At 60.3% G+C, this 23,035-nt stretch carries 21 protein-coding genes; 3 read left to right on the top strand and 18 right to left on the bottom strand.

Annotated elements, in window-relative coordinates; all coding sequences use genetic code 11:
- Positions 1-39 precede the first annotated feature (39 nt).
- From M5J06_RS11265 to ruvC, 10 genes are all read right to left on the bottom strand, one after another.
- Complete coding sequence (locus M5J06_RS11265; RefSeq protein WP_250224691.1) at positions 40-2,148, bottom strand: bifunctional metallophosphatase/5'-nucleotidase; 2,109 nt, start codon at positions 2,146-2,148, stop codon at positions 40-42.
- Between the two features lie 171 nt (positions 2,149-2,319).
- The gene (locus M5J06_RS11260; RefSeq protein ID WP_070596720.1) at positions 2,320-4,617 is read right to left on the bottom strand and encodes a RelA/SpoT family protein; all 2,298 of its coding nucleotides are present in this window, start codon (positions 4,615-4,617) and stop codon (positions 2,320-2,322) included.
- 34 nt (positions 4,618-4,651) lie between these two features.
- Positions 4,652-5,206, bottom strand: a complete 555-nt coding sequence (locus M5J06_RS11255) for an adenine phosphoribosyltransferase (protein WP_070522126.1) — start codon at positions 5,204-5,206, stop codon at positions 4,652-4,654.
- The gene (locus tag M5J06_RS11250; protein ID WP_250224690.1) at positions 5,203-6,813 is read right to left on the bottom strand and encodes an ABC transporter substrate-binding protein; all 1,611 of its coding nucleotides are present in this window, start codon (positions 6,811-6,813) and stop codon (positions 5,203-5,205) included. Before M5J06_RS11250 ends, M5J06_RS11255 begins: the two co-directional genes overlap by 4 nt.
- A 3-nt stretch (positions 6,814-6,816) precedes the next feature.
- On the bottom strand, positions 6,817-7,968 hold the full coding sequence (secF, locus tag M5J06_RS11245; RefSeq protein WP_250224689.1) for a protein translocase subunit SecF: 1,152 nt from the start codon (positions 7,966-7,968) through the stop codon (positions 6,817-6,819).
- A gap of 2 nt (positions 7,969-7,970) precedes the next feature.
- Positions 7,971-9,818, bottom strand: coding sequence for a protein translocase subunit SecD (gene secD / locus M5J06_RS11240; RefSeq protein WP_101735688.1), 1,848 nt, complete (start codon positions 9,816-9,818; stop codon positions 7,971-7,973).
- Between the two features lie 186 nt (positions 9,819-10,004).
- A complete protein-coding gene (gene yajC / locus M5J06_RS11235; RefSeq protein ID WP_070522112.1) occupies positions 10,005-10,337 on the bottom strand; it encodes a preprotein translocase subunit YajC in 333 nt (110 codons plus the stop codon).
- A gap of 39 nt (positions 10,338-10,376) precedes the next feature.
- On the bottom strand, positions 10,377-11,462 hold the full coding sequence (gene ruvB, locus M5J06_RS11230; RefSeq protein WP_070522109.1) for a Holliday junction branch migration DNA helicase RuvB: 1,086 nt from the start codon (positions 11,460-11,462) through the stop codon (positions 10,377-10,379).
- 15 nt (positions 11,463-11,477) lie between these two features.
- A complete protein-coding gene (gene ruvA / locus M5J06_RS11225) occupies positions 11,478-12,086 on the bottom strand; it encodes a Holliday junction branch migration protein RuvA (RefSeq protein ID WP_250224688.1) in 609 nt (202 codons plus the stop codon).
- A gap of 41 nt (positions 12,087-12,127) precedes the next feature.
- Positions 12,128-12,739 (bottom strand): crossover junction endodeoxyribonuclease RuvC, encoded by a 612-nt coding sequence (gene ruvC / locus M5J06_RS11220; protein WP_070562988.1) that lies wholly within the window; start codon positions 12,737-12,739, stop codon positions 12,128-12,130.
- A gap of 156 nt (positions 12,740-12,895) precedes the next feature.
- On the opposite strand from ruvC, the gene M5J06_RS11215 reads away from it, so the two are divergent.
- Complete coding sequence (locus M5J06_RS11215) at positions 12,896-13,591, top strand: nitroreductase (protein ID WP_083306354.1); 696 nt, start codon at positions 12,896-12,898, stop codon at positions 13,589-13,591.
- A 6-nt stretch (positions 13,592-13,597) separates the two neighbouring features.
- Here M5J06_RS11215 and M5J06_RS11210 read toward each other — a convergent pair whose 3' ends face one another.
- The gene (locus tag M5J06_RS11210) at positions 13,598-14,353 is read right to left on the bottom strand and encodes a YebC/PmpR family DNA-binding transcriptional regulator (protein WP_070529978.1); all 756 of its coding nucleotides are present in this window, start codon (positions 14,351-14,353) and stop codon (positions 13,598-13,600) included.
- Positions 14,354-14,482: 129 nt separating this feature from the next.
- Positions 14,483-15,349 carry an acyl-CoA thioesterase gene (locus M5J06_RS11205; protein WP_250224687.1) on the bottom strand — a complete coding sequence of 289 codons (867 nt, stop codon included), beginning with the start codon at positions 15,347-15,349 and terminating at the stop codon, positions 14,483-14,485.
- A gap of 101 nt (positions 15,350-15,450) precedes the next feature.
- On the opposite strand from M5J06_RS11205, the gene M5J06_RS11200 reads away from it, so the two are divergent.
- Together M5J06_RS11200 and M5J06_RS11195 are read left to right on the top strand one after the other, a co-directional pair.
- Positions 15,451-15,933, top strand: a complete 483-nt coding sequence (locus M5J06_RS11200) for a DUF3817 domain-containing protein (protein ID WP_070624057.1) — start codon at positions 15,451-15,453, stop codon at positions 15,931-15,933.
- A 52-nt stretch (positions 15,934-15,985) separates the two neighbouring features.
- Entirely contained in the window at positions 15,986-17,188 is a 1,203-nt protein-coding gene (locus M5J06_RS11195) for a diguanylate cyclase family protein (RefSeq protein ID WP_083304485.1), read from the top strand.
- Here the strand turns inward: M5J06_RS11195 and M5J06_RS11190 are convergent.
- From M5J06_RS11190 to thrS, 6 genes are all read right to left on the bottom strand, one after another.
- Positions 17,173-17,631, bottom strand: coding sequence for a LemA family protein (locus M5J06_RS11190; protein ID WP_070563239.1), 459 nt, complete (start codon positions 17,629-17,631; stop codon positions 17,173-17,175). The two genes, M5J06_RS11195 and M5J06_RS11190, sit on opposite strands and share 16 nt — an antisense overlap.
- Entirely contained in the window at positions 17,632-18,732 is a 1,101-nt protein-coding gene (locus M5J06_RS11185; protein WP_250224686.1) for a glycosyltransferase family 4 protein, read from the bottom strand.
- Positions 18,733-18,750: 18 nt separating this feature from the next.
- Entirely contained in the window at positions 18,751-19,653 is a 903-nt protein-coding gene (locus M5J06_RS11180; protein WP_250224685.1) for a phosphatidylinositol mannoside acyltransferase, read from the bottom strand.
- A gap of 63 nt (positions 19,654-19,716) precedes the next feature.
- Entirely contained in the window at positions 19,717-20,352 is a 636-nt protein-coding gene (gene pgsA / locus M5J06_RS11175; RefSeq protein WP_070522083.1) for a phosphatidylinositol phosphate synthase, read from the bottom strand.
- Positions 20,345-20,962, bottom strand: coding sequence for an ATP adenylyltransferase (locus M5J06_RS11170; protein WP_070522237.1), 618 nt, complete (start codon positions 20,960-20,962; stop codon positions 20,345-20,347). Before M5J06_RS11170 ends, pgsA begins: the two co-directional genes overlap by 8 nt.
- Positions 20,963-20,968: 6 nt before the next feature.
- Positions 20,969-23,032, bottom strand: a complete 2,064-nt coding sequence (thrS, locus tag M5J06_RS11165) for a threonine--tRNA ligase (RefSeq protein ID WP_250224684.1) — start codon at positions 23,030-23,032, stop codon at positions 20,969-20,971.
- Between the last annotated feature and the right edge of the window lie 3 nt (positions 23,033-23,035).

The following is a 23,035-nucleotide window of genomic DNA, read 5'->3' as shown; positions in this document are numbered from 1 at the left end:
AAGCCCGCACGATAGTGCGGGCTTGTGCATCAGTACAGACTAGATGTTGAACTGCTTGCGCAGCTGCTCAATCAGCTGCTGCACCGGTGCTGGGAGCGCAGCAACCGGCATGTTGATGGCACCAATCACAGCGGCAATGGCGGCAGCGATAGCGGCGGTGATACCCACACCCAAGCCGATGGAGGAAGCTGCATCCTTGGCGGAACCAGTATCCTTCGGGTCCTTCGCGTCGTCGTCACCGTCGAGGGAAATCGGAAGGGCGGCTTCAGTGCCAGCATCGGTAGTAATGAGCAGCTTCTGCTCGCCCTTTAGGCCCTCCGGGATGGTGAGCTTGACGGTTGCGCGGCCACGCTCGCCGAACTGCTCGTCACCGGGCTGTGCTGCGTTGTCAATGTCTGCCTCGGCCTTAGCGTCACCCAGAGCAACGGTGACCTTCTTAGCCTGTGGCTCTTCTGCGTTGGAGTAGTTCAGGGAGGAAAGGTCGACTGTGATCTCCTCCCCCGGCTTCAGGTCACCAGACACGTGGGCACCAATCTGGCCCTGGCCGGTGCGGACCTTGGACTCGCCGGAAGCGATGTAGTCAATCATCGCCTGGGTGTCCATGTAGCCAACGTCATTGCGGTTCTTGATGGAACCGGGCTCAAAGAAGCCATCGCCGCCGGCCTCCGTCTCGCTGGAGGCAAGGAAGGAGGACAGAGCAATGCTGTAGTTCTTCTCCGGGTCAATCGGTTCACCGTTAATGGTGACAGACTTAACGCGCTTGCCCTGCTCAGCCTTCTGGTCGTAGACAACGGTGACGTTGTTGGACAGGCCCAGAGCCAGGCGCGGGCGGGACTGGCCAGGCTTCCACTGGTTCTCCAACGCGGTAATGAAGTCTGCGCCGCTAACCTCCGCGGTGATCACGTAATTACCGAATGGCTGAACGGCAAAGATGTCCTGGTAGGAAACATCACCTTGCTTGAGGTCGGCGCGCACACCGCCTGCGTTCATAACACCGATTTCGATGTCCTTGTCCGTCTGCTTAGATAGAGCAAAGCGCTGGCCATCGGCAATAAAGTTGTTGAGGGTCGACTCCACACCGCGGTTGGTACCGGTGTCCTTGCCCTCATCAGAACCGCGGTACATGGCCTTCTCGGTGGTACCAGCAGTCTTGGCACCCTCAATCTCCGCTACCTTCTTTGCTTCCTCGACGATCTTAGCCACCTCGGGGTCGTCTTCGAGGCCCTGCAGCTGGGCGAAGACCTCTGCGTTGGCCACGTCGTACTGCTTGAGATCAATCTTGGTGATTTTCTTCTCGGCTTTGTCGAAGGTGATGTCGACGTCGTTAAGCACCTTGCCGTACTCGTAGCCCTGTGCCCAGTACAGCGGCATTGCCCCCTCACGAGCAACCTCGCCCTGGGTCTTAACGTGAGTATCACCGCCAAAGAGGATATCCACATCCTTGCTGAAGCCCTCCGCGTACTGCTGAGCGTCCTCGTGCATGAGCGCCACAACGACGTCAGCCTTGCCGGATTCCTTCAGTCGGCTGGCTTCCTTATTGGTGGCCTCGACCGGGTCGGAGAACTCGACGCCCGGGATGGACGCAGCGGACACCTTGTACTTGGTGTTCTCGGTGACGGTACCAACGAAGCCCACCTTCACGCCGTCTACCTCCTTGACGAAGGAAGCATCGAGCAGGGGCTTGCCATCTTTGGTGACGTTGGCGCCCAGGATCGGGAAGTTGGACTGGTCCTTGATACGGCCCATCAGGTCATCGGTGCCCTTGTCGAACTCGTGGTTGCCCACGGCCGTGACATCGAGATTCATAGCATTGAGGGCCTCGTTGGTGTACTTGTCCTCAGAAATCGCAGACACAAAAGCGGAACCACCAACGTTATCACCGGAGGAGGTCAAGGCGTACTCCTGGTCCTTGTTGACGGCCTTGATGAGCGCAGCCATGCGAGCAGCGCCCATCTCGGAGTAACCAACCAGTTCCTCGGATTCCTTGTCAAAGTTTTCGGCCAGCTCAAGGTGGCCGTGGAAGTCGGTGAAGTTGGTGACGGAAATGGTCACCTGGTCGGCCTCAGCGGCGAAGGCAGGCGCGCCGGAGACGGCAACGGCGGTGACGGTGGTGGCGGCCAGAAGCTGGCCAAAGCGACGGAAGTTCACGTGGATCTCCTGGGTATGAGAGAAATCTTGTCCACGTGTTTATAACGCATCCATCACGATTGCGCAGCGCTTGCTGACGCCACGACCAGCGCGTTCACCAAACATCTCCCCTAGTTTCACCCAGGCGCAACCTCCCGTTCAGCCACACACCCCCGGTTGAGGGGTGATGCCTTAAGCCGTGACGCGATAGACGTCGAAGACGCCCTCGGTGTTACGCAGGGTTGTCATCAACTGCCCCAGCTGCTTGGTGTCAGAAACCGAGAAGGTGAAGCGCACTGTCGCAATGTGGTCATCGCCGCGATTGGAGGTCATCGACAATACGTTGAGGCTCTGATCGCTAAAGATCCGGGTGAGCTCAAAGAGCAGACCTTGACGGTCAATGGCCTCCAGTTGCAGCGTTGCGGAGAAGGCACCGGAAGATTTCGGCCCGCCAGCCCACTCCACCTGCATCATGCGCTCGGGTTCAGACTTGAGCTTTTCAGCATTGGTGCAGTCAGCTCGGTGCACGGACACGCCGCCGCCGCGGGTCACGAAGCCAAAGATGGCGTCACCAGGCACAGGCTGGCAGCACTTCGCCAGCTTGGCCATGACGTCCGGGCTGCCCTCCACCAAAATTCCGGTGCCGGATGCGGAATCCTTCGTGTGCTGAGCGCGGGAATTCTCCAGCTCGCTGAGCGGAGTACGAGAAGCCAAGGCATCGACTGCATCGTCCCTGTCTCCGAAAAGCGCCATGAGCTGGTTGGCAACATGCTGAGCTGAGACATGGCCGGCGCCGATGGCGGTATAGAGCGCATCCACATCCGGGTAGTGCAGCTGCTCGGCTACCTGCTTCATCGAGCTAGCGGTGAACAGCCGGTGCATGGGCAAACCGCCACGCTGAACCTCGGCGGCCAAGGCATCCCGCCCGGCTTCGAGGTGCTCCTCGCGGCGTTCCTTGGCAAACCATTGCCGCACCTTCGTCTTAGCCCGTGGCGAGACCAAGAACTCCTGCCAATCCCGCGAGGGACCCGCATTCGGATCCTTGGAGGTGAAAATCTCAACTTTGTCGCCGGATTTCAGCTCCGATTCCAATGCCACGAGCTTGCCGTTGACCTTGGCACCAATGCACCTATGGCCTACCTCCGTATGCACCGCATAGGCGAAATCCACTGGGGTGGAACCAGCGGGCAAATTGATCACGTCACCCTTCGGGGTAAACGCAAAGATTTGCTTGGCGGTCAGGTCATAACGCAGAGAATCCAAGAACTCGTTGGGATCAGCGGCTTCCTTCTGCCAATCCAACAGCTGGCGCATCCACGCCATCTGATCCACTTCTTCTTGGTGGCCGGAATTCCTGCCCTTGGTCTCCTTGTAACGCCAGTGCGCCGCAACGCCAAACTCGGCGTTGTAATGCATCTCGTGCGTGCGCACCTGCACCTCAAGAGTAGAGCCGCCGTCCGCGATAACGGTGGTATGCAGCGACTGGTAGACGCCGAAGCGAGGCGAGGAGATGTAATCCTTGAAGCGCCCCGGAAGAGCCTGGTACAACGAGTGCACCACGCCGATGGCGGCGTAACAGGAGTTGATGTCGTCGACGAGGATGCGGATTCCGACGAGATCGAAGATCTCCGCAAAGTCACGCCCACGAACGATCATCTTCTGATAAATCGACCAGTAGTGCTTCGGGCGCCCCATCACCTCGGCTTGAATGCCGTTTGCCTTGAGGGCTTGGCGTACCTGGGCCTTGATTTCCTTGAGCGCTTTATCGCGTGAGGGAGCGCGATCCGCCACCATGCGGACGATTTCGTCGTACTTCTTCGGATACAGAATGGCGAAGGCAAGATCCTCGAGTTCCCATTTGACGCTTGCCATGCCCAGGCGGTGAGCAAGCGGCGCAATGACGTCAAGGGTTTGCCGTGCCTTCTTCGCCTGCTTCTCCGGCGGGAGGAAGCGCATGGTTCGCATGTTGTGCAGGCGATCGCACACCTTGATAACGAGCACGCGGGGGTCGGTGGCCATGGCCACGATCATCTTGCGGATAGTTTCTGCTTCCGCGGCGGCGCCGAGGGCGACCTTGTCGAGTTTCGTGACGCCGTCGACAAGCCGGGCCACCTCCGGCCCAAAATCACGGGTGAGATCCTCGAGAGAATAATCGGTGTCTTCCACTGTGTCGTGCAACAAGGCCGCCGCAACGGTCGTGGTGTCCATGCCGATCTCCGCCGCGATGGTTGCCACCGCAAGCGGATGCGTAATGTAAGGCTCGCCGGACTTGCGGAATACGCCTTCGTGCAGCCGCTCCGCCGTCGCATAGGCCTTGTTGAGAAGCTCCGCGTCTGCCTTCGGGTGAAACTCCCGGTGGATAGACATCAACGGGTCCAGCGCGGGATTGATCTTTACGCGTCCGCCCGTCAGCGAGCGCGCCAAGCGGGCGGACATGCCGCGCACACTGCCCGGCCGCCACGCAGTCTTGTCCTGCTTTTCAGTCGTCATGTCTGCCTCCGCGAAGTAGCTTAGGCATACAACCTTAGTCCTTTGCTCCCATCTGATTGAGCACAATCAGTGGGGAACCTTGCAGTCGCTCACGTCCTTGGAGTCCATTGACCTCCAGAACCACGACGTTGCCCGCTACTTCCGCGCCCGCTGATTCCAGCAGCAATGCGGCTCCGTGGAGCGTGCCGCCGGTAGCGAGGACGTCGTCGACAAGCACGATGCGCTTGCCCTTAATGTCAATACCACTGTTTGGGATCTCCAGCGCTGCCGTGCCGTACTCCAGCTCATATTCCTGGGTCAACACGGGTGGCGGAAGCTTGCCCTTCTTGCGGATGGCGAGGATTCCCACCCCCAACTTGTACGCCACGGCGGAACCAAGAAGGAACCCGCGCGCATCGAGGCCACCGACCAAATCGGCACCGAGCTCCTTGCAGGCCTCAGCCAAGCCATCGACCACGGCGGCGAAGGACTCCGCATCTGCCAATACCGGGGTCAGGTCCTCAAACAGGATTCCCTCCTCCGGGAAGTCTTGGACAAGGCGGACCTTATCCTTCAAGGCTTGTGCTGCTGCGACGTAAATCTCGCTCACGACTCTTCCTTAGTTTCGGTTGCTGTTTGTGGGGTATAGCTCCAACGGTCGAGGTTCCACCCGATACCCGCAGGGCCAGTGTAGGGCACCACGCCTGTCACAGCGCGGTCAGTGATAAAGGTCCGGGGCTGCGCGGAGATGGGAATAGACGGTAATTCCTCCCACAAATCCTGTTCCAACGTGCGCAATGCCGACGCATTCTTCACGCTGGAGGCGGGAGCGGAATGCTCACGCATCGGATCTACTGCCCCAAGGTAGACGTCGATCTCCGTCAGGCCAGTCGCGGGATCCGCGGACAATTGCTCGCGGGAAACACGGTCTCCGGAGCGGTCTTCCACGGTGATTCCCGCAGGCTCGCAGGCCGCGCGCAACTGCTCAACCATTGCCTTATAGCGAGGGTTGGGAGCGAGGTAGCCTACGCCGATGGTGTAACCGGACAGACCCGACGCAGCTGCGTTGTCGACGGGGACTGTTGTTAGCGAGGCCATCTGGGCCGCAACTGGATCATCGTTGCGCACCGTGCGCACGGTGACGGCAGGAACATCCACGCCTGATTCCTTGGAGGAGGCCTGCGCCAAGCGCTGCGTATCCACGCACGCGGCGAAGGCGGCGCGTGCCCACGGCTGGGCAAAAATCCCAGCCTCCGAGAAGACCAGAGTGTCAGTCAGGCTACCCGCTACGGACTTGACGTCCACCGGCTTCCCCTCGGCATTGCGGTCCAACCACGAGGGTGAAGCCGTGGGTGACTCTGCAACGCGAAGCTCGTCTGAGGCTACAAACGCTGCCGCATCCGCGCTGCTGGGCAACATGACTACTTCACGCACGGCAGGCTTGTCGCCGTAGTAGTTGTCATTCGGCGTCAGAACGATTGAGCCATCATCCTCGACGCGGTCAATCTGATATGGCCCGAAGGAAACCTGCATGTCCGGGTCAAAACGCCCCGGTTCCGTCGAAAAGCCATCGCGCCAAGCCTCCGCCACTGGTTGCAGGGTTGCCATGTCCTGAGCGTGAAGCGCCGCGTTAAGCTCTTCGACGCTCATCCCCGCCCGCTTAGCCATCACGTGCGCTGGGAGAACCGTGCCGGGGCCAAACAAGTAGCGCCACCGCGACCCCGCATCGGGCGTAAACCACACGGTGAATTTCTTGCTGTGAGGCGCGCATTCCACTCCGCTGACCTCTTCCATCAGCGGAAGGTGGGAGCCAAAGGTCTCACTCAGCTGGCCAGCGGTGTAGGCCAAGAGGTAATCATCACAGGTCACTGCTTCGCCGTCGGCGAAGCGAGCCTGCTCCGTCAGCGTGAAGTCCACGTGTGCCCCGGTCTCATCGCCGTCGGGAGCGAAATACTCCGCGTGAGCAAGATCTGAGTTGGGCACCATCTGCCCGGCTGGGCCCGGTACGTACAGCGCAGGATAGACGCGGCTTGCTAGCTGGGCAGCCCCGACGGCATCGCCCCACGCGGAGGCTGCGTTACTAGTAGCAAGGGGGGAATCGCTCAGCACCGCGAAACGTGATGCCGAAGAGTCCTCCCCCGCACCCTCCTCATTAGAGCCGCACGCTGTCACGGTGAGGGCCAGGGCCAGCAGTGCCGCGACTGGAGATGTACGCACGGCTTAACGCCCGGGGCGCCAGGACGCCCCACCCGACTCGCCAGTAGGTGGCTCAGGCTCAGAATGCGAAGCCGCGGATGGGGAAACGACGGTGCGCGTAGCCTTCGGTTCCTCATCGCCTTCGCCTGCCTCCGTAGGCGCGCCCTCCGCACGGTAGGCGGCAACCACGGCGTTGTGCTTCTTCACGCTCTTTCGCTGGTTCGACAAAGTCACCAGAAGCGTCGTAGCGAGGAAAATTGAGGAGAATACGCCCTCGATAACGCCAATGAACTGAACAAGAGCAAGATCTCGCAGCGTGCCGATACCCATCAGCCATACGGCGACAACGAACAGAGCGATGATCGGCAGGGCTGAGATAATAGACGTGGAGATCGAACGCATCACCGTTTGGTTAATGGCCAAGTTGGTAAGCTCCCCATAAGTCTTCTTGCGCTGGCCTTCCAATCCCGTCGTATTCTCGTCCACCTTGTCAAAGACAATGACGGAGTCGTAGAGGGAGAAGGTCAGCACCGTCAGCAGACCAATGATGACTGCCGGGGACACCTCGATGCCAAAGAGCGCATAGATTCCGGCAATGAACACACCATCAAAAATGAGGGCAAGAATTGCCGCAAAGGCCATGTCCCGCTGCAGGCGGACCGCCACGTAAATGGTGGCCAGGACGAGGAATACGGCCATCGCGATGACCATGCGCTTGGTAATCGACGAGCCCCACGATTCCGACACCGTCGAAGAACCGATCGCATCCGGGCTCGGCTTACCGTTGTCATCCTTGACCTGATACTTCTCAAAGATGGCTTGGCGGGCCTGATTAACCTCATCCTGGGTCAGACGCTCGGACGTGATTTCCAGCGTCTCCGAGGAACCCGCGCCCACGATCTGCACCAGCTCTGGGGTAACACCGGTGGCCTCTGTAAAGGTTTCCTCTACCTGTTCGGTGGACAGATCCCCAGCTGGCATGTTGAGCTTCGTGCCTCCCTCAAAGTCCAGTGACAGATTGAAGCCACGAAGTGCAATAGCCAAGATGGAGGCGATGAGCAGCACACCGGCGATGGTGTACCAGGTCTTGGCCCGACCAACGAAGTCAAATCCACTGCCGTCTACGTAAAGACGGTCAAAGCGGGAAATCTTGCGGTTAGTATTTTCGACAGCCATGATTACTTCTCCTCATCCGTAGCAGTAGCGACGGGTTTCTTAGCCGGTTTGGCATAAAAGCCGCGTTCGCGGCGCTCCTCCACGAGGTTGTAGATGCCGCCGAGGCCGTTCATCGACGGTTTGGCAAAAGCTGGGCGGCTGCCAAGGAGCTGCATCAGCGGCGCCATGATCAGGAAGGAAACGATGAGGTCGAAGATGGTGGTCAAGCCCATGGTGAAGGCAAAGCCCTTGACGGCGCCAATAGAGAGGAAGTACACCACGACGGAGCCGATAAGCGTCACGGCCTTACCCGTGACAATCGTTGCCCGCGAGCGCTCCCAACCCGTGCGGGTGGCAGACCGGAATGTGCGCCCGCCCAGGATCTCATCCTTCATACGTTCGTAGTAGACAACGAAGGAGTCGGCCGTGGCACCAATACCAATGATCAAGCCTGCCATGCCAGAAAGATCAAGCGAGTAGCCGATCCACCGACCCAGCAGGACCAGGGCACCATACAGCATGACGCAGGTGGTGACGAGAACCAGCAGCGCCACCGAAGACAGAGCGCGGAAATAGTAGATGGAGTACAGCGAAACCAGGATCAGGCCGACGATGCCGGCGATGAGTGCTGCCTCAAGGGCGGCCTTGCCCAGTGACGGCGGCACGGTCTCCACCGTTCCGCCCGGCTCGCCATTGGAGCCGGTAAAGGACAGCGGCAGTGCACCATAACGCAGGTTATTTGCCAGGTTCTGTGCTTCCTCCTGAGAGAAATCACCCGTGATGGAGGTAGCGGCACCAACCGGGGTCGCGCCCTGGATTACCGGAGCAGAAATCACGCCGGAGTCCAGGGTGATGGCCACCTGCTTTTGCAGGTACTCCTGGGTCAAGGTGGACCACGTCTGCGAGCCATTGGGACCATCGCCGGTCTTGAAGGCGAAGCTGATCTCCATCTGGCCGGTCTGGGAATTCAGGCCGCCCTGAATCGGAGCGTTGCTATCAATCTCGTTACCAGTCAGGCGGGTTCCGTTCGGATCCTCAATACCGTCCAGAAGCGGAGCTGGCTTGAGCAAGTAGGGCTGCTGATTAGAGTAATCGCAAGCCACCAACGGCTTTGCCGGGTCATCGGTTCCGGCCAATGGGTCGGATTCCGCGTCACACGTCATCAAGCCCAGTGCTGCCGTTTGTTGGGTGGGATCCTCAGACTGACGGTCCTTAAGCAGAACCTCAGTAACCTTATCGCGGCGCTCAGATTCCTCGAGAGAGTTCGCCGGGGCCGGAAGCGGCTTCTCACTTACAGTAGGAGCCGGGGTCTTCTTTTCGTCCTTCTTCTCCCCGCCTTGGGCGGCTGCATCTGCGTTCTGGTTGAGCGCATCGTGAATGGAGGCCAGCGCCTTATTGGCCTGCTCTGGCGTCACGACTCCGTACTTGACCCAGCGGTTAGCCGTATCAGTCATGGACTTCTCAAGCTTGTCCATATCCGGCATGGGCTGCTCGCCCACCGGGCGGAACAGCAGCTGAGAGGTTTGACCCACTGCCTGCGCCTGGGACGCATCTTCGCCCGGAACAGTAATCACCAAGCTGGATCCACTGATGACGACCTCAGAGCCCGAAACACCCATGCCGTTCACACGCTGCTCGAGGATGGTGCGCGCCTGCTGCAGCTGCTCCTGGGTTGGGTCCTCACCCTGCGGAACCAGGGTTACGCGAGTACCACCCTGCAGATCAATGCCGAGCTTTGGGGTTGGTGACTTATCACCGGTCAGAAATATCAGTGCGTAAATCACGATGACAATGAGCGCAAACAGCGCTATCGCGCGCTTAGGCCATTGCCGTTGACGGCTGCTAACGCCACCACGTTTCGAAGCGGACACAAAGTTCTCCTGTGTTGTGTGGAACAGGGCTAAAAATCATAGGTCATGGTAGCCATCTCCACGACGCGATTGAGCGCCATGACGCCACCATGACTAAAGCACAGTCCAACATGGTACGTCATGGACCGCGGTTTTCCTTAACAGGCTTAAGGTGAGGCACCCGCAGTGTGACGAGCGCAACTCGAATTAGAGCTTCGGGAAGCGTTCGTCGTTGTCGCCCTCCGCCTCAGCCGGCGCATCGTTGACCGTGCCAGCCTGCTCAGCAGATCGCACGATAGCCATCGTGTCGAAGGTAATCACGGTGCCGTCTTTAACGCGCAAATCAACCTGCTGCTTACCGGCTTCCACCACGGTGCCGTGCAGGCCGCCGGCGGTAATCACCTCTTGGCCAGGCTTCAAGGAGGACTGCAATTCTTGCATCTGCGCTTGGCGCTTGCGCTGCGCGCGCATTGACATAAAGCTCGGCAAGATTACGAGAATTGCGAGTACGAGGAGTAGAAGAATCTGGGTTCCGTTCATAAGTGGTCAGTGTGCCAGACCTCCCCGTCTCCGGGCCAATTAGAAGAGCGTCCCGCCCACAGTTCCCTCGGGCGCCTCAAGCCCTAGGTGGTGCCATGCCGCTGCAGTCGCAACACGGCCTCTGCCCGTTCGCGAGATCATCCCCGCGCGCACGAGGTAGGGCTCGCACACCTCCTCCACTGTCGACGGCTCCTCGCCCACCGCGATGGCCAGAGTATTGACACCCACGGGGCCACCGCCGTGCCCTTTAATGAGAGCCTCGAGTACCGCACGGTCAAGGCGGTCCAGCCCACGTTCGTCCACATCAAAAACCCGCAGCGCTGCTTGTGCTGCGCCAACATTGATGTGACCATCCCCATTGACCTCGGCGTAGTCACGGACGCGGCGCAGGAGGCGGTTGGCAATTCGCGGAGTTCCGCGCGACCGAGATCCAATCTCCACCGCAGCATCTTGGTCAATGTCAACCTCCAAGATTCGCGCTGCGCGGGTGATGACCTGGGTGAGGTCCTCGGTATCGTAGTACTCCATTTGCGCGGTGAACCCGAAGCGATCACGCAACGGCCCGGTCAGCATTCCGGCGCGAGTAGTCGCCCCCACCAGGGTAAAAGGCGGAATTTCCAACGGGATAGAGGTAGCCCCCGGGCCCTTGCCCACGATGACATCAATGCGGAAATCCTCCATCGCCATGTAGAGCATTTCCTCAGCCGGGCGGGCGATGCGGTGAATCTCGTCGATGAAGAGCACATCGCCCTCCATCAAATTCGACAACATGGCTGCTAGGTCACCTGCTCGCTCCAGAGCAGGCCCCGAGGTCATACGAAGCGAGCTTCCCAGCTCTTGGGCGATGATCATCGCCATCGTCGTCTTGCCCAGTCCGGGAGGGCCGGATAGCAACACGTGATCTGGCGTTACGCCGCGATTTTTCGCTCCATTAAGCACAAGGGATAGCTGCTCGCGCACCTTAGGCTGGCCAATGAACTCGCCGAGCGACTTCGGACGCAACGAGCGCTCAATATCGTGCTCGCCCTGTTGCTCGGTGGCATCCATATCCTGGTTGCGCTGGAGTGGAGAGTTAAGCTCCACCCCGTCCGGCAGTGAGAATTCTGTGCGTTCTACGTCTGACATGTCACCCACTCTCCCCTATTTCTTGGACCCCAGCTTGCTGAGTGCTGCGCGCAGCACCACTGGTGTCGCCGCCTCAGGTTTTTCAGCCACAACTGATTCCACCACCGGGCGAGCCATCTTGTCCGTAAAGCCCAACCCGACGAGCGCCTCAACAACATCCTCAACAACCGGTCCGGACGCGGTCTGCGCAGCAACCGAAGAATCTCCGCCATCCACAGAAGCAAAAGCTTGAACCTTGTCCTTGAGCTCAAGAATCAATCGTTGTGCAACTCGTTTGCCCACACCCGGAATCTTTTGCAGGCGTGCTGTCTCCTCCCCCGCAATCGCCTGAGCTAAATCGCCGGCGCTCATCACCGACAGGGCGGCCAAGGCCAGTTTTGGCCCCAACCCAGAGACCGTCTGGAGCACGTGGAACATGTCGCGGTCATCGTGGCTCGTGAAGCCATACAGCGTCATCGAGTCTTCCTTCACCACGAGCGTAGTCATAACCCTGGCCTCTTCACCGCGCTGGAGCGTCCCCAACGTGGCCGGGGTGGCAAGGACCTTATAGCCCACGCCGGCACATTCGAGCACGGCGTAATCAAGCTGGATGTCGAGTACTGTTCCGCGCAGAGATGCAATCATTAAATAAAAATTCCTTGGTTCGAAGGGTTATGCCAGTTAGCTTAAGAGGTTGACTTTGCCGCGCGAGAGACAGACGCGGTACGCGGTGAAGAACCCCGTACCCCGCTTGTTCGTGCGCCCGCCCCTATGCCGGCGCTCGTGTCACCGCCACTCATCCATGCCAGCGCTGGAGCACGCCAGCAGTGACAGACCGCAAGGGCCAAAGCATCCGCCGCATCAGCCGGCTTGGGGGCCTCACTCAGCCCCAAGATACGGGTAATCATGGCTGTCATCTGTTTCTTGTCAGCGCGCCCATTTCCTGAAATCGCCTTCTTCACCTCGGAGGGCGTGTACATGTGCACAGGAATATCGCGCTCTGCTGCCGCGAGCACCAAGACTCCGACGGCATGAGCGGTCTGCATGACGGTTGACACTTGGCCGCGTTCGAATACGCGCTCGAGCGCCACGACATGCGGCTGGTAGTCATCCATCCATTCCCTCACCGCCACAGATAGCCGCTTCAGGCGTTCCCCCAACTCTTTGTCACTGGGGGTGCGCACGACACCTACTGCGATGGGAATAACCGCGCGCCCACGTCCTGCTTGGACAACGGACAGGCCGCAGCGCGTCAATCCAGGATCAATCCCCATGACGCGCAGCCCTTCCAAATTCACGGCCGCCTCCTCGCCCTACTGATGAACTCACTTGCCTGGGGCATAGTGTACACACATGTGTTCTAGCGCAATCAGCGCCCTGCGAACGATGCCTGCCAAATCAGTCAGGCCCATCCCATCTGCTTCCTCTTCATCACCGCGGGTAGAGTGGCGCGCATGTCTCAACAACCAAATGACTATTCAGGCTTTATCCGATCCCGTCATTCCCCGCGGGCGTTCCTGCCGGATCCCATCCCCACTGAGGTCATCAAGCAGGTGCTTATCGACGCCCAATCCGCACCTTCCAATTCCAACACTCAACCGTGGAACGTACACCTCGTGGGCGGCGCTGCTTTGAAAGAATTAAGCGCCGCGCTGATCGCGGAGTTCGATAGGAACGGAATTAATCCAGACTTCACTATTGACTATGGTCAGGGAGTCCACCCGCAGCGCTCGCAGCAGCTCGCCGCCAAGATGTACGGGCTGCTCGGCATTGCGCGCGAGGATAAAGAGGCGCGCACGGAGTTTATCCGCGAAAACCTTCGCTTCTTCGGCGCCCCGCACGCGGCGCTGCTTTTCATTCCACCGCTGGGTGATCGCATTCGCGCTGCCTTCGATCAAGGCACCTATGCTGAGAACTTTTTGCTCTCGCTGCAGGCACACGGCTACCACGGTGTTCCACAGGGCATGATTTCACTCCTCGCGCCCACGGTCCGTGAATTCCTCGGGGTGGACGAGGAGTACAAGCTCGTCACCGCCCTCACCTTCGGCGTGGCCGATGAATCCAGCCCTGTGTTCAAGACTGCCCCTGGGCGCGCGCCGTTATCAGAGACGGTGACGGTACATGGCCTGGAAGGCCTTAAGCTCAGCTAGAAGCCTTTAGTCCTCGTCGAGCTCAGCGAGGACCTCATCGCTGAGGTCCATGTTGGTGTAGACGTTCTGGACATCGTCCGAATCCTCAAGCGCATCGATGAGGCGGAAGATCTTGCGGGCATCATTTGCCTGCAGCGGAACCTCAACGGACGCGCGGAAATCGGTGTCGGTGTCATCAACTTCGATGTCAGCAGCAACAAGGGCCTCGCGCACGGCCGGAACATCACCCGGTGCACAGGTGATCTCGAACTTCTCGCCGTTGTCGTTGACTTCCTCGGCACCAGCTTCCAGCACAGCGAGCAGGATGTCATCTTCGCTAAGCTCACCCTTCTCCACCATGACCAAGCCGGTGCGGGAGAACATGTACGCAACGGAACCGGACTCGCCGAGGTTGCCGCCGTTCTTGGACATCGCAGTACGAACGTCGGTGGCTGCGCGGTTGCGGTTATCCGTCAGGCACTCGATGAGCATGGCCACGCCGTTGGGGCCGTAGCCCTCGTACATGATGGTCTCCCAATCTGCGCCGCCGGCCTCTTCGCCGGAGCCGCGCTTGCGGGCACGCTCAATGTTGTCGTTCGGAACGGAGGCCTTCTTGGCCTTCTTAATCATGTCATCGAGGGTGGGATTCGCCGCCGGGTCGCCGCCGCCGGTGCGGGCCGCTACCTCGATATTCTTAATCAGCTTGGCAAATTCCTTGCCGCGCTTGGCATCGTTGGCAGCCTTCTTGTGCTTAGTCGTTGCCCATTTGGAGTGGCCTGACATGTCATCCCTTTCGATATGGCTGTGCAATAAATTGCTAGAAACTGGTGCAATTATACGGCCTCACGCCACGTACCTCCGCACAGGGGTACGCGTGGAAGCCTCATTCCTAACTGTCGGTTCGCTGTAGCATCACACATTTTGCCAATTGCCGTTGGCGCTGGTGCCTTCACTTTCAGGATGCATGGTCCGTGTCAGCCCCTCCTGCATGGCCACCGCGAGTAGCTCCCCGCGTTGGTTGAAGATCTTGCCCTGTGCAAGACCAGTCCCGGTCTGCGCTGAGGGACTCGACTGCGAGTACAACATCCATTCATCGACCCGGGCCGGACGCAAGAACCACAATGAATGATCCAAGCTGGCTAGTTGGATCCTCTCCCCTTGGTGCGGGAGCAGCGCTGAGCGAATCAACGTCATGTCGGACATGTAGAGCAGCGCCGCTTGATGGAGGGACGGATCGGAGGCGTCGGCAAGCAGGGCACCCGTATTACGGAACCAGATATTTCGAAACCCAGCGCCCGTGGTTTCCGCGGCGACGGCATCGCGGGATGCGTCGGGGACCAGCCTCACGTCCCAGTCTTCCCACTCCTTCAAGATGATCCGGGTGGAGTACGGGGATTCTGTAATGCTCTCCGGCGGCGGCACCTGCGGCATGTCTGCCTGATGCTCCGGGCCAACATCGCCTGACGCGTGGAAACCGGCGCTGAGCATGAAAATCATGCGGTCCCTTTGGTAGACGCGCACGTGGCGATGTGCAAAAGAGCGGCCATCCCGTATCCGCTCCACGCGGATGGTTGTGGGCACACTGGAGTCACCAGGCCCCACGAAGTAGCAATGCATAGAATGCGCCAACTTGTCATCAACGGTGAGCTGCGCCGCCCGAAGCGCTTGCGCCATGGTTTGTCCCCCAAAGGTGCGAGCGATGAGCGAGGGAACCGCGGGTGCGCGAAATTCGTCCTCGCCTATCCTCTCGATATCGACTGCCTGAGCCACCGATGCCATCTTTACTCCAATTCCATCGCCGTTATGGCGCCCGCCACACTCACTCCGACCATCCTACTCACGAGCTGATCTGCTCCTGGGAGTTGCGTACTATGTTCCGCATGACTTCAACCACCCCGCACAGCGTGCACCGCGTGGCCGCCTACCTAGAAATGATCACGTGGGGTCTGCTGATCCTCTCCATGATCCTCAAATACTCCGGCACCACCGAGGCGCTCACACCGATTGCAGGTGGCATCCACGGCTTCGGCTTCCTCTGCTTCCTGCTCATGACGGCCCTGGTGTGGATCAACAACCGGTGGCCGGTGGGGGTTGGAATCCTGGGCCTGGTAGTGACCGTGATTCCCTTCGCGGCGCTACCCTATGCGGTCTGGGTATCTCGGCGCGGACTCGTTGATGGGCCGTGGCGCTTTACCGACGACGCGCAGCCGCACGGCTTCTTCGATTCGGTTTTGGCACAGGTCATCCGCCACCCAGTGCGCAGCGCGCTCATCGCGCTACTCGTCGTCGCCGTAGTGTTTAGCATCCTGCTCGTGTTGGGACCACCCGTTGATGTAGAGTCCGCCATTGAAAATAATCGCTAAAACTCCAAGTATTTGGGCTGGCTGGGTCCTGGCGCGACTTCTCCTCGTTTACATGCTCGTCAACGACACGGACCCGCTCGGAGACGTTCGGTATTACCTCGAGGGCGTCTTTGGCGATAATCCTCAAGACATGACGGAGTATCCGCAGGTCGGAACCTGGCCGAGCGTCCTGCTCGCGTGGCTTACTGGCTACGACTTTGAGCGCTATGCCATCGGTTTTACGGCCATGGTGCTGCTTGCCGACGCCACCTTCCTCGCCCTCCTCCTGCGCCATCACCGCGACAACCCCGCAGCGTATAGCGCCGGATGGTTTTGGGTGTTTTTCGGCACCGCGGCAGGCCACGTTTTCGCGTGGCGGCTGGACCTCTATCCCGCCTTGCTCGTCGCCGGTGCGGGCGCACTTCTGGCCACCCGCCCGCGTCTTGCCTCGGCTTTGTTGGCCTGGGCCACCGCAGCCAAGCTGTGGCCCGGAGTCCTCGCTGCCGGGCTCGTCGGACGCGCAACCTCTCGTGGTACTTGGCAGCGGCTGTCCGCTTTTTTCGGAAGCCTCGCCGCCCTCTGCCTCGGCGTAGCTGCGATAGCCGGTGTGGATAGGTTGCTCTCTCCTCTGACATATCAAGGTCAACGCGGCCTCCAGATTGAATCTCTAGCCGCCACCTGGTTCGTCTACCAAGCCCATCACCAGCCTGGAGTGTGGACGATGGAATACGCGGCGTCGAAAAGCTTTGAGATCTCCGGGCCTGGTGTCGATACGGCGATTACTGTGAGCACCATCGCGATGGGTGCCGCGCTCCTCTGGATCATTGCAGTAGCGCTCGTTCACTTTCTGGGCGGCGGATGGAGCCCACGCTCCACACTTGTTTTCTTCATCGCGGCAATCCTGCTGCTTATGGCGACGAATAAGGTCTTTTCTCCGCAATATATCGTGTGGCTTGGGCCGATTCTGGCGGTGGCGCTCCGCTCCCCCGTCCCCGTGGAGTCTGCTTCCTACCGAAACAAGGCCGCTAGTATCGCTGGGGTGCGCGCCATCATGGCAGTACTCGCCGTGGGAACAGCAGCCCTGGGAACCGTCATCTACCCCTATGGCTATGACTACATCTGGTTCTTTGTGGGCGAAAACCTCAACCCGGTGTACGCACTCGTGTTGCGCAACCTCCTCATCCTGGCGATGACCGCTTTTGCTCTGTACTGGTACTCCCTCGAGTCCCGCGTGGCGCGGGCTCAACAGTCCCAGGTGGATCACACCTCAATCTGACTCAGCTCGAAATACTCCGGCAGCTTCGCCGTGCCTCCCAAGCGCAGCAGCTTGACGGCCGGGCGCAGGCGCAGCGCGCGGGTATCGCTGACCGCCTCGTTGTAGAAGCGGTGAGCTAAGTGGATGCGCCCTTCGGCGTCGGCAAGCACGGCCGGACGCGCTTCAAAGCGCTGTGCGATGGCCGCCGACAGCTCACGCTCCCGGGTGGCCCGTTCATCGAAACTCCCCTGCGCAAGCTCCGTCGCCTCTGCGCGCGCCGCAATGCCCTCAAGCTCGGGAGCTAGCGCGCTAACCACCGCCGCGCGGCGATCCAGCGTGGCCTCAAGCTGAGCCAGGGCCGCGTCTGTGCGGATATGGAGGGAGTTCAGCCGCTGCGCCGTATAGAGCGCCCACATCCCCAGGATGAGGAGGACGGCAAGAGCAATGACAACTTCAATGGGCATTTAAGACACCCGCACTTTCGTGCCATCCGCCACCGTCTCGTACACGCGCATGACGGCAGCGGCCACATGATCCCAATCGTAGTCGCGGGCGCGCTCCACCCCTGCCTTGATCAAGGCCTGTCGCTTGTCCGTATCGTTCACTACATCCTGCAGCACGCGCGCCAAGTCCGTAGCGTCGCCGGTTCTGAACAAGGCACCAGCAGGTTCTTCCGAGTCGGCATTGCACACTGCAGCGAAGGCCTCTAGATCCGAAGCCACCACTGCACAGCCAGCTGCCATTGCCTCAACCAGAACGATGCCGAAGCTCTCGCCGCCGGTGTTGGGAGCCACGTAGATATCGGCGCGCCCTAAGATGGCCGCTTTCTCGGCATCGCTGACGCGCCCCACAAAGTCGACTCCCGGAACGCTCCGCGGATGACCGCCGCCCATGACTGTCACGCGCACCTTCTCTGGGAGCAGGGTGAGGGCCTCAAGAAGAATGTCCAGGCCCTTTCGCGGCTCATCGAGACGCCCCAAGAACACGATCTCAATCTCTGAATCATTCTCTTTATGCTCGGCACAACCACGCTCGCGCGCATATACAGAGGTATCTACCCCATTGGGAATGAGCACGGGGTCACCACCCAACTGCTCTACCTGCCAACGGCGAGCCATCTCTGAGACCGCAATGCCTCCCCGGATCTTTTCCAGGTACGGGCGCAGGAAAGGTTTGGCCAGGGTCAGCGCCACGGAGCTTGATGCCGAAGCATGGTACGTCGCCACAATAGGGCCACGTGCCGCTGCCAGCGCAGCCATGGAATAGCTCGGGGAATTCGGCTCGTGGATGTGTAGGATGTCGAAGTTCCCTTCGCGAATGAAGCGCTTGATGTTGCGGCGCACGTGCGGGCCGATAGACAGGCGAGCCACCGAGCCGTTATAGGTAATTGGCACGGCCCAGCCACCCTTGCGCACAAAGCTGGGCACCTGCGTGCTTGTCGACGCCGGCCCCAGCACCTCCACGTGGTGCCCCTGTTCAATGAAGACTGTGGCTAGGTCAAGGATGTGGGCCTGAACTCCGCCGGGTTCGTCGAAGGAATAGGGGCAGATAATACCTATGCGCATGGAGTGTGTTCTGCCTTTCTACTTCTTGTGGCGAGCAGCGCGCCGGCGCTCGACGTCCGCATTCCAGTGCGGTTGCAACATGTGCCAATCTTCCGGATGCGCCCGGATGTTTTCTGCGAAGCCGTCCGCGAGGCGCTGGCACGTCTCCTGAAGAGTCGTGACCTCAACCTCGGGGCTGACGGACAGCCCCCAACCTTTGCCGTCGAACCACGAATGCACCACGTGGAGAGCCGCCCCTGTTTCAATGGCGAGTTGGGCGGGGCCGGCGGCAACGTTGGCTTCTTCGCCCATGAAGTCTACGGGCACGCCGGTGCGCGTGAGATCACGCTCGGACAGCAAACACACCACTCCGCCCCGTTCCAAGGCATCCTTGAGGCGCGGATAAGGCGAAGAGCTGCCTCCTGTCAGCGGCAGAACAGTGAATCCGAGGCTCTCGCGGTAGTCCACGAAGGCATCGAAAAGCACCTCCGGCTTTAAGCGCTCAGCCACCGTAGTAAAGCCGCCATAGTGGCCCACACAGAAGACGCCCGCCATGTCCCAGTTGCCTGAGTGCGGCAGCGCAAAAATCACCCCGCGCCCAGATGCCAACGACTCATCCGAGTACTCCTTGCCACGCAGGCCAGCCAGCAACCGCTTCTGCAGTTCAGGGTCCGAGTGGATGGCCGGCAAGCGGAAGGCCTCTAGCCAGTAGCGCATGTAGGAGCGCATCGAGTTCCGCACCAGCTCCCGCGTAACGTTTTCGGGCCCCACAACCCGGTTCAAGTTCTGGCGCAGCTGCTCCATGCCCTTGCCGTTGTCGCTAGCCCAGTCCGCGCCCCGCTCGAAGAGCCAGGCAGCGAGAGGCTGCGGGAGGAAGCGCACGACCTTCCAGCACGCGATGTACGCGGCGGCGGTCAGCCGGTCACGATCCAGTAGAGCCACGGTTCAGGAGCCTTTCTGTGCGGGCCGGGGGCACGGTACCTTCCGGTGGGAGCGGGGATTGAGCTATAGGTGCTTCAGTTCCTTCTTAAAACGCGCCTTGGTGTCCTGACGCGCCGCTTGGCGCATGCGCTGGTAAATGGTGAAGATAGACCCCACAGCCAGCAGCCACAGGGCGACTTCCAGCGCATAAGGCACGCCCAGGCCTTCCAACCCCACGCCGCCGAGTCCTAGGATGAGGCGCTCGGGGCGCTCGACGAGGCCGCCAACCATCTTGAAACCGGAGGCCTCGCCGCGCGCCTTGACATAAGAGATGACCTGGGAACTAACCAGCACCACCATGCAGGCGGCGAAGTTGATGGGGTGAGCGTTGTCGACGTACACCATCCAGTAAGCGATCGCCGCGAACAAGGCACCGTCAGTAATGCGGTCGCAGGAGGCGTCGAGAGTAGCACCGAAGTTGGAGCCACCCGTGGTCAGGCGCGCCATCGTGCCGTCGAGCATGTCGAAGGCCGCGAAGAGACCCGACAACAGCGCGGCGGCAAAAAGGTGATCAAGTGGGATGAGGATGACCGAAATGGCAATGGTGACGATCGTTCCCACAATGGTGACGATATTCGGGGTCAGGCCCATCTTGAGGAAGAGCTTGGCCACCGGGACCACAACCACGGCGGCGGGTTTGCGCCCGTGAACACTAAGCATGCGCTTCTCCTGAGATGATTCCTTCGGCGGCGAGCTCCGCCCATCCCTGAGCAAGAAGGGAACGGGTGTCTTTGAGGAGCTGCGGCAACACTTTAACGCCATCCACAATAGTCATGAAGTTTGAATCTCCGCTCCAACGCGGAACGATGTGCATGTGCAGGTGCTGCCCCACCGATCCGCCCGAGGCCCGCCCCAGGTTAAAACCGGCGTTGACGGCATCGGGGCCGGACACCTTCTTCAGGACCCGGATGGCGGCCTGGGCAAACTGGAAGAGCTCGCGGGACTCCTCCTCGGTGAGGTTTTCCAGCTCAGATTCCTGGCGGTACGGGATGACCATCATGTGGCCGGCGTTATAGGGATAAAGGTTGAGCACGCAATAGACAAGCTCACCGCGGGCAACGATGAGCCCGTCCTCGTCCGACATCTGTGGGATCTCCACGAACGGGTTACGGGCTTCCTTTGGCACGTCGCCGGCGCCGCCCTCACGCTTGATGTAGCTCATACGGTACGGCGCCCACAGGCGCTCTAAGCGGTCGGGGGTTCCCAGGCCGGTATCGACGTACTCTCCCACTCTGTGTGTGCTCCCTTTCTCAGCTCTGTCTAGATGCATCTGCACCTAGACACGCTCGGCGATGGTTTCCTTGGTCGGTTGATCGTTGTTGCGCTCACGCACCCAAGCCTCGATGACGTTGATGGCGGCTTCCACGGGCACACCATTAACTTGCGTGCCGTCAAGGAAGCGGAAGGACACGGCGTCTGCCTCGACGTCGCGCTCGCCGGCCAGGAGCATGAATGGCACCTTGCCGGTGGTGTGGTTGCGGATCTTCTTCTGCATGCGGTCGTCGGAAGTATCGACGTCAGCGCGCAGGCCGCGGGAGCGCAGCTCGGCGCACACCTTCTCGAGGTGCGGTACGAAGGTATCCGCCACCGGGATACCCACCACCTGGTGCGGGGCCAGCCACGCCGGGAAGGCGCCGGCGTAGTGCTCCAGCAGCACGCCGAAGAAGCGCTCGATGGACCCGAAGAGCGCACGGTGAATCATGATCGGGCGCTGCTTGCTGCCATCCGACGCCGTGTACTCCAGTTCGAAGCGCTCCGGCAGGTTGAAGTCCAGCTGCACGGTAGACATCTGCCAGGTACGGCCAATGGCATCGCGAGCCTGGACAGAAATCTTCGGGCCGTAGAATGCCGCGCCCGCCGGGTCCGGAACCAGCTCAAGACCGGACTTCTCCGCCACGGACTGCAGAATAGCCGTCGAACGCTCCCAAATCTCATCAGAGCCAACGTACTTATTCGGATCCTTGGTGGACAGCTCCAGGTAGAAGTCGTCCAAGCCGTAGTCCTTGAGCAGAGAAATGATGAACTCCAGAACCTTGGTCAGTTCATCTTCGAGCTGCTCAGGGGTGCAGTAGATGTGGGAGTCATCCTGGGTGAAGCCACGGGCGCGAGTCAGACCATGAACAACGCCGGACTTTTCATAGCGGTACACCGTACCGAACTCGAAGAGGCGCAGCGGCAGCTCGCGGTAAGAGCGGCCACGAGAAGCGAAGATGAGGTTGTGCATCGGGCAGTTCATCGGCTTGGCGTAGTAGTCCTGCGGCTGCTTGGTGCAATTGCCGTCCTCATCCCACTCGCCATCGAGCTGCATCGGCGGGAACATGCCATCCGCGTAGAAGTCCAAGTGTCCAGACTTCTTGAACAGGTCACCCTTGGTCAGGTGCGGGGTGGACACGAAAGAGTAGCCATCAGCGATGTGGCGGCGGCGGGAGTGCTCTTCCATCTCCATGCGCACGGTAGCGCCATTGGGGTGGAATACCGGGAAACCGGAACCGATCTCATCCGGGAAGGAGAACAGGTCCAGCTCGGCACCCAAGCGGCGGTGGTCGCGCTTTTCTGCCTCTTCCACCATGGTCTTGTAGGACTCAAGTGCTTCCTTGGATTCGAAGGCAGTGCCATAAATGCGCTGCAGGCCAGCCTTGGACTGGTCACCGCGCCAGTAAGCAGCAGAGGAACGCGTCAGGGCAAAAGCTGGAATGTACTTGGTGGTCGGAACGTGCGGGCCACGGCACAGATCAAACCACTCCACCTCGCCGGTGCGCGGGTTGACGTTGTCATAGTGGGTCAGATCGCCGGCACCAACCTCGGCAGCCTCATCGGAATCAGGGTCCACGTTGCCCTTGTCCTGGACCAGCTCGAGCTTAAACGGCTCGGCAGCAAGCGCCTGCTCCGCTTCCTCCGGGGAGGAGTAGACGTGGCGCTCGAAGCGCTGGCCACCCTTGATGATCTTCTTCATGCGCTTCTCAATGGCCTTGAGGTCCTCCGGAGTGAAGGGCTCTGCGGTCTGGAAGTCGAAGTAGAAGCCGTTCTCGATGGCCGGGCCAATGCCCAGCTTGGTGCCGGGGAACTCCGCCTGCACGGCCTGGGCCATGACGTGCCCACAGGAGTGGCGCATAACGGCGCGGCCGTCTTCCTCGCAGGCAGCAACCGGAGTGAACTCGGCGTCAGTGTCCGGCGTGTGGGAAAGGTCGTAGAGAGTACCGTCGGCGCCGCGGACGACGACTACTGCTTCGGGGCCCTTGTTGGGCAGCTCATGCTCGCGCATCGCTGCTCCCACGGCAGTACCGGCCGGGACCGTGATCGGCTCGTAGTTCACCGGGACTGCTGGAATCATTTCCGCCATGAC

This window comes from Corynebacterium intestinale (assembly GCF_023574125.1).
Classification (GTDB): Bacteria; Actinomycetota; Actinomycetes; order Mycobacteriales; family Mycobacteriaceae; genus Corynebacterium; species Corynebacterium hesseae.
This window is presented reverse-complemented; position numbering and strand designations above follow the sequence as displayed.